The organism is uncultured Thiocystis sp., assembly GCF_903866365.1.
Classification (GTDB): Bacteria; Pseudomonadota; Gammaproteobacteria; order Chromatiales; family Chromatiaceae; genus Chromatium.
Genome location: NZ_CAIPNF010000151.1, coordinates 1 through 1671, shown reverse-complemented (window position 1 = coordinate 1671; position 1671 = coordinate 1). Strand labels below are relative to the sequence as shown.

The following is a 1671-nucleotide window of genomic DNA, read 5'->3' as shown; positions in this document are numbered from 1 at the left end:
GCCTCCAGGTAATAGGTGCCGCTCTGGGCGGCGACATAGGAGAAGGTCGCTAGATCCGCGCCGAAGCCGGAGGCGATGTACCCGCCGGTGGCGTTGTACAGAGTCAAGTACGCCGTCTCCAGGGAGCCGGTCCCCGCAGCGGTCATCTCGAACAGGTAGCGTTGCCCGGCCAGCAGATCCACTTTGAAATAGTCCTGGTCGGAGACTACTTCGATCTGGCCGCTCTTGGCCGTACCCAGCGTGAGGGCAGCCGCCCCCGCGCGGTCGTCCGCGTAATCGTCGTTAGCCGCGCCTTCCAGCACATTGGAAAGATTAGGTGAGAAAGCTGGATTGAGAATTGGCGCAGTCATGGCAAGCGGATCTCCTGAAAAAAAGATTGGCGTGATCAATGCGGCCCATCTTACACACGACGACAAGAATCCGCATGCCTGATACCGTTCATGGTTCTCTAAATGCTTGGGCAAGACGATCGGTGAAGGGCCGCATGAGATAGTCAAAAAAGGTGCGTTCGCCGGTCTTGATCATGACCTCCACCGGCATACCGGCTTGCAGTGTGCGCCCCTGTAATTTCGCCATGCCTTCCGGGGTCACCTGAATACGGGCCAGATAATAGGGCCTGTTCGTGGCCTGTTCGATCAGGCGATCCGCGGAAACGGTCAAGACTTGCCCTGGAATGACGGGTGTTGTCCTGGCATTAAAGGCGCTCAGATGCAGGTCCGCCTCCAGCCCAGGGGACACCCGGTCGATATCCATGGGTTGAACCTGCGCCTCGATGAGAAGCGAATCGTTTTCGGGGACGATGTCCAGGATCGGATCTCCCGGGCGGATCACGCCACCGATCGTATGGACGCTGGTGCCAACGATGGCGCCCGTCACCGGAGCCTGGATGACCGTGCGTTCGAGCGCCTTTCCCAAGCTCCGCATCCGCTCGCGCAGATCGGCGATCTTGGTCTCCACCTCGCGCAATTCAGTGACGATTTCAGTGGTGAACTTGCGTTTCAGTTGAGCGGCTTGGATCTGCGTTTCGCCCATCTTGACATGAGTGCCGGCGATATCCGACTGGTGTTGCCCCCGCTCTCCTTCCAGCTCGGCGACCAACCTCTCCCATTCCAGCAGACGGCTTTTATCTCCGAGCCCCTTGGCGAATAGCTTGTTGAGACCCCCGATCTCCTGCTGATACAGCTCGATGCGTGTTAGTTTGCTTGCGGCCAATGCGCCCAGGCCGCTGATCTGTTCCTGGAGTTGCTCGCCGCGCTGTCGCAAAATCTGCTGCTCGCCGATCAGCGCGCTGTGCCGGGCCTGGAACACCCGCTGCTCGCCGGTGATTGCCTCCCGAATACGTGGATCATCCACGGTGGAGAGCAGCTCATCAGGGAAGTTGATGTCGAGCAGATCATCGCGCTCGGCCACGAGACGTGCCTCCTGGGCACGGAGCGACAGGTATTGACCCCGCGCGATTTGGAGCTGTGCACTGGCGTCGGTATCGTCCAGACGGACCAATACGTCGCCGACGGCCACCCTGTCGCCCTCAGAGTCTGTTCAGAAAGTCCCTGTTGAATTGCATATGTTTTTTCAAGCATGGGAGCACAAACTGGACGGAAATCGGCTTTTGCCTAAATTTCATGTGTAAGTCAAACTGCAACAATCTAATTTCATTAGATAAACTTTCTG

Annotated in this window: 1 protein-coding gene and 1 pseudogene; both read right to left on the bottom strand. The window is 58.1% G+C overall.

The annotated features are described in order from the left end of the window. Window positions 1-350 (bottom strand): hypothetical protein (locus tag QZY07_RS08830; RefSeq protein ID WP_295401660.1); only part of this gene is annotated, 350 nt, incomplete at its 3' end. Window positions 351-438: 88 nt separating this feature from the next. After that, window positions 439-1521: pseudogene (locus tag QZY07_RS08825) on the bottom strand (HlyD family type I secretion periplasmic adaptor subunit); the annotation flags it as partial. Between the last annotated feature and the right edge of the window lie 150 nt (window positions 1522-1671).